Annotated in this window: 6 protein-coding genes; 1 reads left to right on the top strand and 5 read right to left on the bottom strand. The window is 63.0% G+C overall.

All coding sequences use genetic code 11. The annotated features are described in order from the left end of the window. Positions 1-365: 365 nt before the first annotated feature. A complete protein-coding gene (locus ACTQXI_RS06195; protein WP_117648180.1) occupies positions 366-1358 on the bottom strand; it encodes an SIS domain-containing protein in 993 nt (330 codons plus the stop codon). 206 nt (positions 1359-1564) lie between these two features. Between ACTQXI_RS06195 and ACTQXI_RS06190 the strand changes: the two genes are divergently transcribed. Next, complete coding sequence (locus ACTQXI_RS06190) at positions 1565-2287, top strand: GntR family transcriptional regulator (protein WP_427747834.1); 723 nt, start codon at positions 1565-1567, stop codon at positions 2285-2287. Positions 2288-2308: 21 nt separating this feature from the next. On the opposite strand, the gene ACTQXI_RS06185 is transcribed toward ACTQXI_RS06190, so the two are convergent. From ACTQXI_RS06185 to mfd, 4 genes are all read right to left on the bottom strand, one after another. Next, a complete protein-coding gene (locus ACTQXI_RS06185; protein WP_441049011.1) occupies positions 2309-2899 on the bottom strand; it encodes an N-acetyltransferase family protein in 591 nt (196 codons plus the stop codon). Positions 2900-2977: 78 nt separating this feature from the next. Continuing rightward, the gene (locus ACTQXI_RS06180; RefSeq protein ID WP_441049012.1) at positions 2978-4003 is read right to left on the bottom strand and encodes a threonine aldolase family protein; all 1026 of its coding nucleotides are present in this window, start codon (positions 4001-4003) and stop codon (positions 2978-2980) included. 45 nt (positions 4004-4048) lie between these two features. Next, positions 4049-4912, bottom strand: a complete 864-nt coding sequence (locus ACTQXI_RS06175; protein WP_441049013.1) for a phosphatase PAP2 family protein — start codon at positions 4910-4912, stop codon at positions 4049-4051. Between the two features lie 56 nt (positions 4913-4968). Further along, a complete protein-coding gene (gene mfd, locus ACTQXI_RS06170) occupies positions 4969-8601 on the bottom strand; it encodes a transcription-repair coupling factor (RefSeq protein WP_441049014.1) in 3633 nt (1210 codons plus the stop codon). Positions 8602-8724 lie beyond the last annotated feature (123 nt).

Genomic DNA, 8724 nt, shown 5'->3' with positions numbered 1-8724 from the left:
CGCGGAGCCCTCCGCATGCGCCTCGACAGACTTGGGGAACCCCGCCGAAGGAATGGAGTGCGGGCCGACAGAACGGTATCCGCGGATATGAGACTGAGCCGAAGGCGTCGACGACATGCCGGGGGCGGACCGGGACGGGTTCAACGGCAGGCCCCGCCGACCGATTGCAAGCGGTCGGCGGGGCCATTGTGGCTCTTGACAGCGGATTGGGTCATATGAGCGAAAACCCGCCAGAGCGAGCAAGGTGCCTTGAAGCGAAGCGGCATTGACCTTCTGGTCATGCCGCTGAAGCTGAAAGGCAGATTGCCGCTCTGGCGGGTTTGCAGCGTCGAGCCGTTACGCGGTTTGGCAAAACCGCGTAACTCCTAGTAGTCGAGCTTCCACATGTAGCGGCGCGTCATATAGTCCTTGTGGGTGACGGCAGAGAGCGCACGCATGTAGACGTTGTTGAGGATCGGCGCGAAGATCAGGTGGTTGAAGTACTCGCTCACGCTGTCCTTGATGTCGTTGAGGCCGAGCTCCTTGGCGTCGAGCTGATAGACGCGCTCGCCACCGTACTGGTTGACGAAGCGGATGCCGCGCTCGTCGTTGCAGCGGCTGCGGCCGACGCTGATGAGCTGGAACAGCGAGGTGCGCTTGTCCAGGATCTCGAAGGGGCCATGGAAGAAATCGCAGGTGTTGATGGTGCAGGAGTCGATCTGTAGCATCTCCTGCACGTTGCAGATGCTAAAGACGTAGGCGGCACCAAAGAGCGGACCCTGAGCCATCACGTTGATGCAGGGCTTGTCGGCGTTCTGCTCGGCCCACTTGGCAGCGAGCGGACGGGTGTACTCGACGGCCTTGCGATAGATGGGGTCGACCAAGTCGAAGGCGGCCATAGCGGTCTCGTACTCGGCATAGCCCTCGGTCTGCTGCGTGAGCTCCATGGCAATCATGGTCACGACGGCGGAGTTGGTGCGGCCCATGCAGGACTCGTCGACGGCCAGGCTGTCGTACTGGATCTTGTAGTCGCAGACCTCGGTGAGGGCGGACTCGTCGACATAGATGGCGATGGTGCTGGCGCCGTGGTCCTTGGCCACCTGGGCGGCGACGATAGTCTCCTTGGTGCCGCGCATGGACACGACGACGGCCAAGGTGTTCTCGTTGACATAGGCGGGCGTGGCGTGCACGAACTCGTTGCTGGTGTAGCTGGAGCTCACGACCTGCGTGGCCTCGTGCTCCATAAAGTACTGGGCAGGATAGTTACCGCCGTTGGATCCGCCGGCGCCAATCCACACGACGCGCTTGATGCCGCCCTTGTCTGCCTTGTCGGCCAAAACCTGGGAGACGACATCTTTAACCTGTTCCTGAGTAGTCATCGTGCATCAGCCTTTCTTCTCGTTTGATGCTCATCACAGGCATACAAGTTACATACATGTTTTGGTTATGTCGACTAGTTGTATGCTATATTTGTCTTAGAAATTTTGCTGCTGCGGTTTTCGGTAGCTCGCTAACAGCAGTTTTATTGTTTTATTAAATACATGCTTGCTTAGGTAAGCATACAGGTTAGATATAGGTTGGCAATATGGGCGTCACATCTAAAAAGAAACTGACCCAATACGAGCGCTTGGCGGGCACGCTGCGCGATCGCATCGCTGCCGGCACGTATGCGCGCGGAGACAAGCTGCCGTCCGAGATGGAACTCATGGACGAATCGGGGCTGTCACGCAGCACCGTACGCCACGCCCTTAAGGTGCTCGTTGATGAGGGCCTGGTGCGCACCGAGCGCGGGCGTGGCGCCTTTGTGGCCGACACGCCCGCGCTCCACGAGAACAACCTGGTGTTTTCGAGCTATACCAAGCAGGTCGAAGGCCAGGGCATGAAGCCCACCACGCGCACCGTGGACTCGGGCTTTGCCAAGGCGGCCGGCAGCATAGCTAAGTTCTTTGACGCCGCCGTGGGCAGCAAGCTCGTCAAACTTGTCCGCCTACGCTACCTGGACGACGCGCCGCTGTGCCTGGAGACCACCTACCTGCCGCCAAGCTTCGAGACGCTCATCGATCGCGATATCAACGGTTCGCTCTACGCCACGCTGCGACAGGAGTTCCATCGCGCACCGGCACAGGGGCATAAGACCTTTGAGGTGTGCTACGCCTCGCAAAACGAGGCGTTTTTGCTCAACGTTGAGCGCGGGCAGGCGCTGATCCTGATCACCGACTACGTCTACGACACCGACGGCCGACCGCTCCATGTCTCCAAGCGCATCCAACGCACCGACCGCGCCAAATACACCGAACCCATCGGCTAACCTGCCAAAATAAACCTGTCCCTAAATGGTAGGTTTGGGGAGGTCGGGGAACCAGGTTGGTTTGGGTTGGTTGGGCGTGCGCTCGGCTAGGACCAACTCCATCCAACACATGTCGTACCAGCGACCGAACTTTTGGGCGCAGCGGTCGAAGGCACCCACCAGGCGGTAGCCCATATGGGCATGGAAATCCTGACTGTTGTGCGTCAGGTACTCGTCGTCCTTGTCGTGCGGCACGGCGATGAGAGCGCACATGTTGGTGATGCCCATCGCAATCAGGCATTGCTTGAGCGCATCGTGCAGCTTGCGGCCCAGCCCGCCGTGGCGCACATCGCGCGCCAGGTAGATCGACGTCTCGACCGACCAGTCGTATGCCTCGCGGCTGTTGAGCGGACTCACATAGGCATAGCCTACCGGACGCCCGTCCAGCTCCATCACCAAATACGGGTAGCGCTTGAGCGTACGCTCGATACGCCCGGCGAACTCCTCAACGCTCGGCACCTCGTATTCGCAGGTAATCGCCGTATGGCGCACATACGGCTCATAGATGGCAAGCAACGCCGGCGCATCGTCGGGCGTCGCCAGGCGAATCGTCGGCTCGGACATTTCGGTCATACAACCCTTCCCCCTCAAAAACAAAGGCTGCCCTGCGCCAAGCTCAGGCGCAGGGCAGCCCCTTGTCACTACATCAGGCTACAGGACAGCCGCCAACGCGTCGATGTCCTCCTGCGTCGTGGCCCAGCTGGTGCAAAAGCGCACCACCGTGTGGGTCTCGTCGTACTTTTCCCAGTACTCAATCGAGGCATGCTCGCGAATGCGGGCCATGTCCTCGTTGGGCAGAATCACAAACTGCTGGTTGGTCGGCGTCTCCAAAAAGAACTGGTAGCCGCGCTCGTGCAGCACGCGACGAAGCGCCTGAGCCGTCTCGATCGCCTGGCGCCCAATCTCAAAATACAGGCCATCGGTAAAAAGAGCCTCAAACTGCACGCCCGTCAGGCGGCCTTTGGCAAGCAGCGCGCCATGCTGCTTGATACGCGGAATGGGATGCGCCGGGGCGTGCATACCGCAGAACACCACAGCCTCGCCGCAGAGCGCGCCGCACTTGGTACCGCCGATGTAGAACACGTCGCACAGCTGCGCCAGCTCGGGCAGGGTGATGTCGCACTCATCGGCCGCCAGCGCATAGGCCAGGCGGGCGCCATCCACAAACAGCGGAATCTCGCGCTTCTGGCACACTGCGTGAATCGCCGCGAGCTCGGCCTTGGAGTACAGCGTGCCGTACTCGGTCGATAGGCTCACGTACACGGCACCCGGGAACACCGTGTGCTCGTAGCTCTCGTTTTCGTAGAACACCTGGATATAGTTCTCAAGGTCCTCGGCGTGCATCTTGCCCTCGTAGCCGGGGATGGTGAGCACCTTGTGGCCGCCAAACTCGATGGCGCCCGCCTCGTGGCAGGCGACGTGGCCGGTCTCGGCAGCAACGACGCCCTCGTACGGCGCGAGCAGCATGTCGATCACCGTCGCGTTGGCCTGCGTGCCGCCCACCAGAAAAAACACGTCGGCATCGGAGGCCTGACAGGCCTCGCGGATAAGCTGCTTGGCACGCTCGGTATGTGCATCGGTACCGTATCCGGGCTGCGGCTCCATATTGGTGTAGACGAGCGCCTGCAGCACCGCCGGGTGTGCGCCGTGGGAATAATCGTTGTTAAACGCGAGCATGGCAATCCTCTCTTACCGGGTATCGGCCAGATGATTCAAACGGAGCTATTGTACGCCGCTGGGATAGGCAATGCGCGCGGCAAGGCACTCAAGTGCCAGCACCAGAGCAAAACCGCAGCTCACATCACTCAAAAAGTGCGCTCCGATCACGATGCGGCCAAACGCGACGAACGCCACAACCACAGCCGCCGTCCAAAAGACCACACGACGGCGCGACGGCTTTTCCTTAAAGGCCGCTGCGGGAAGCCCGGCGAGCATAAGGCCGATCGCCGCGTGCGCCGCGTGTCCGCTCGCAAACGACTTAAAGCCGTCCTTGGCTACACCGGCGGCAATATAGGCCCGCTTGTCGGGGTTGCCGATCACCCACCACGGCTGAAACTCGAGCCCCGGCGTCACCTCGACCACGCGCATGCGCGGGCGCGACCACAGCGGCTTGACGATCACGTTGAGGATGATGGCCTGAGCGACCCACACGGCAAGCACCATGAGCGCCCAGCGTGTGAGCTCATCAGGCTCGGTCGTGCGCGTGAGGCGATAGACGATAAGGTTGGCGACGATGGCCAGCACAAACGTCAGCACCAACTGAGCCGCGATGAGTTTGCCGCCAACCCTCAGGGACGAAGCGATCTCGTAGCCGGTCAGGCCAACATTGACGAGGATGCCGAGCACGGCGAGCCATTTGCTCCCCCTGGAGTCGGGACGCACCGCGCGCACGAGCATAACGCCCGCGACGCTCGCCGTCAGCTCAAACGGCAGCTCGCCGGTCGCCTCGATAAAGCGGCCGTACACGCTGCCGATGTTGAACAGCGCGCTCGAGATCTGATAATCGAAGAAACTGCCCACGCCCAGGCAGAGGGCAAGGATAACCGCGATAGCAGCGGCATCTTTCTTATAGATGTACCCGAACATGCTTTCCTTTCGATGGAACCAGATTGCCCAAATGGGGCGTTTACGGCGTCGACCCGTTAGTCATCGTCGGACGTGCCCAGCTGCTGCAGCAGCATGAGTGCCGCGGCCACGGGGCCGGTGCCGTCGTTGGCGTCGAGACCGCGACCCAGGCCGCTGCCCACGCCGGCGCCCGCCTTGTAGGGCACCGACAGTTTGCGGCTCTTGGGGAAGTTTACCGCGCCATAGCGGGTCTTAAGCTCATAGGCCACCTTCTTGGGAACGTCGACGCCCAAAAACGTGATGCGACCGCCACTGAGCGTAACGCTCTCGAGCCCCAGGCGCTCGCCGCGAATGCGGATTCGCGCGCGATTGAACAGGTTGAGTCCCGCCAACGGCAGCTCGCCATGCGCGGCCTCGGTCTCTTCCTGCACCTCGTCGATGCTCTCCAGGTCCCCGGCCGCCGCAAGCTTACGGTATACGAGCACGCGCTGATCCACCGCCGGCAGGTACTCCTCGGACAAGAAGTAGTCGGCCGGCAGGTTGATGCCCACGCTCGCCGCCTCCACACCGGCATCGTCGTCGCCGCGCGCCTCGGCCACGGCCTGACCCAGCATCTGCGTAAACAGGTCAAAGCCCACGCTCGACAGATTGCCGTGCTGCTCGGCGCCCATGAGCGAGCCGGCGCCGCGAATCTCCAGGTCGCGCATGGCGATACGCATGCCACTGCCCAGGTCCTGGAACTCGGAGAGTGCGGTCAGGCGCGCCGTAGCCTCCTCGGTGAGCGGCAGCTCGCCCGGGAACATAAAGTACGCGTAGGCTTGCGTGGCAGAACGGCCCACGCGGCCCTTGAGCTGGTAGAGCTGCGCCAGACCCAAGCGCTGCGAATCCTCGATGATGAGCGTGTTGGCGGTCGCGTTGTCGATGCCGCTCTCCACGATGGTCGTGGCGATGAGCACGTCGATCTTTTTGGTCGCAAACTCGATCATCACGTCCTCGACCTCGCGCGGGCTCATCTTGCCGTGCGCCACGCCCACGCGCGCCTCGGGCGCGGCCTCGTGCACGCGTGCCACGGCGTCGTCGATGGTCTTGACGCGGTTGGACACGTAGTACACCTGGCCGCCGCGGCCCACCTCCAGGCGAATCGCCGCGCTCACCACGTCGGGGTCGTACTCCCCCACGTGCACGATCACGGGACGGCGCCCGGTCGGTGGCGTGGTGATCAGGCTCATGTCGCGCACGCCGCTCGTGGCCATCTGCATGGTTCGCGGAATAGGCGTTGCCGAAAGCGTGAGCACGTCAATCTGCTCGCGCAGGTTCTTGAGCTGCTCCTTGTGCTGCACGCCAAAGCGCTGCTCCTCGTCGATGATCACCAAACCCAGGTTCTTGGGGTTCACATCGGCCGAAAGCAGGCGGTGCGTGCCGATGAGCACGTCGATCGTGCCCTCGGCAAACGCCTTGAGCGCACGCTTCTGCTGCGCCGGCGTGCGAAAGCGGCTGAGCACCTCGACCTCGAGGCCAAACGGGGCAAAGCGCTCAAAGAAGGTCTCGTAGTGCTGTTGGGCCAGAATGGTCGTGGGGCAGAGCACCATGACCTGACGGCCGGAGTCCACGCACTTAAACGCCGCGCGCAGGGCGACCTCGGTCTTGCCAAAGCCCACGTCGCCGCAAAGCAGGCGGTCCATGGGCTTGGGCGCCTCCATGTCGGCCTTAATATCGGCGATAGCCTCCAGCTGGTCGCGCGTCTCGTCGTAAGGAAAGCTCTCCTCCATCTCGATCTGCTCGGGCGTATCGGGCGGGCAGGCGATACCGGTAATCGAAGAACGGCGCGTATACAGATCGACCAGGTCAAATGCCAGCTTTTTGGCGTTCTTGCGCGCCTTGTTGGTGGCACGCGTCCAGTCGGCGGTGTTGAGCCTAGTCAGGCGCGGCTTGTCGCCGTCGGGACCAACATAGCGCGTGATGCGGTCGACCTGCTCGAGCGGTACGTAGAGCTTGTCGCCGTCGGCATATTCCAGCAAAAAGTAGTCGCGCTCCTTGCCGCCCACTTCCTGGCGCGCGATCTCGCTAAAGAGCGCGATGCCGTGGGTAGCGTGCACCACGTAGTCGCCCGGCTTAAACGGAAACGTGATCTGCGTAATGTCCACCTTGCGACGGCTGCGCGCGCGGTTGGCGTCCATGCGGGCATTGAGATCGGCGATCGAGAACACGGCTAGGTTGGCATCGGGCACCACCACGCCCTGCGGCAGGGCAGCATCCACAAAGGTCACGCGTCCGCGCGAGATGGTGGGTACGGCAGCACCGGCGGCAGCCTGGGCGGCGCCCGCCTCGAGCGAGCGGGCGTTGAGTGCGTCGACGCGGCGCTCGCGGATCGAGGCATGGGCCTCCTGGCGGGCAGCACGGTCGGCAGAATCTGCCGCTGCCACGCGTACGCGCTCGCCAATAACGCCGGCGTTTTCGGGGGCGGCCGTCAGCGACTCCTCAAAGGTAATGCCCTCGTCGCCAAAGGTGAGCTCCATCGACTCGCGCGCTCCGCGGTCGGGAATGGCAAACACGCAGGCATAGCGCTTGCCCACGACTTCCTGAACGCGCGTCATAAAGCGGTTGTCCGAGCCTGCGATAGCCGGCTGCTCAATCTTGAGCTCTGCCGTAACCGCACCGCCGGCGCGGATCAGGCTCACGTAGTTCAGGCGCTGCTGAGCACCAAAGTCGAGCTGCTGGGCGCGCACGTACAGGCCGTCCAAGCGGTCAATCCCCGCCTCGCCGGCGCGCGCCTCGATATCCTCGTAGGCACGCAGGCAGTCGTCGAACAGCGAGCGCGGCTCGGACAGAACCACAAGCGCCTTGCCGCTCACGTGCGCCAACGGGCTCACGGTCTGGCCGTACATCACCGGCAAAAAGCGGTCGAGCTCGGGTGTGACGATGCGCGCATCAACCATCTCGAGCAGCGCCGCCAGCTTGCTGTCGCTCTGGCTTGCGCGATAGAGCGCCACGTGCATGTTGTGAACGGCTTCGTCGGTAAGCGCCAACTCGCGGCACGGGAAGATCTCGATGCTGTCCTCGTTGCCGATGGTTTGGCCCGTGGAGCTCACCATACGGCGAATGCGATCAATTTCGTCGCCAAAGAACTCAATGCGCACGGGCGCTTTCTCTTGTGCGGGGAATACCTCGACGGTGTCGCCGTGCACGCGGAACAGGCCGGGTGCGTCGGCGGCGCCGGCATTGGTATAGCCCATGCCCACCAGGCGCTGCGGCACTTCGTCAAAAGGAATCTCCTCGCCCACCGCAAAGGTCGTGGACTCCCAGTAGCGGCTCTCGACTGGCGGCACGCAACGCAGCAATGCACGGGCCGAGGCAACCATGATGCAGTTGTCCCCGCGCACGATACGCCCCAGAGCCTCGCAGCGCTGCGCCACCACGGCATCGTCGGGCGCCTGCTCGCGCCACGGATAGTCCTTGCGCTCGGGAAAGCGGCACACGTGCGCCAGGCCCACGTAGGCGGCAAGGCTGCGCGCGGCGCGATCGGCCGCGTCCTCGCCGCTCACAATGTAGACCGTAGGGCGCGGGCGGCGCGCAAACTGAGCAGCCGCCATAAGCGTGCGGCCCGACTGCGACACGGCCAGCGTCACATCCTCGCCGGCGTCGAGCCCGGCCTCGACGGTCTGCAAGGCCTCGGCAGTGTAGAGCTGCGCGGCTATACGGTGAATGAGCATGCTGTTCCTCCGGCATCGCAACGCCAAAAGCCCGCCGGGGCAAGCTCGGCGGGTCGTGCGTCAAAGTTCGTTGACGCTTATGGTACCGCACGGTCCCGTGACCAAAAGCCAAAGCGACATCAT

Source organism: Collinsella sp. LCP19S3_C9 (genome assembly GCF_052121575.1).
In the GTDB taxonomy this organism is placed as follows: Bacteria; Actinomycetota; Coriobacteriia; order Coriobacteriales; family Coriobacteriaceae; genus Collinsella.
This window is presented reverse-complemented; position numbering and strand designations above follow the sequence as displayed.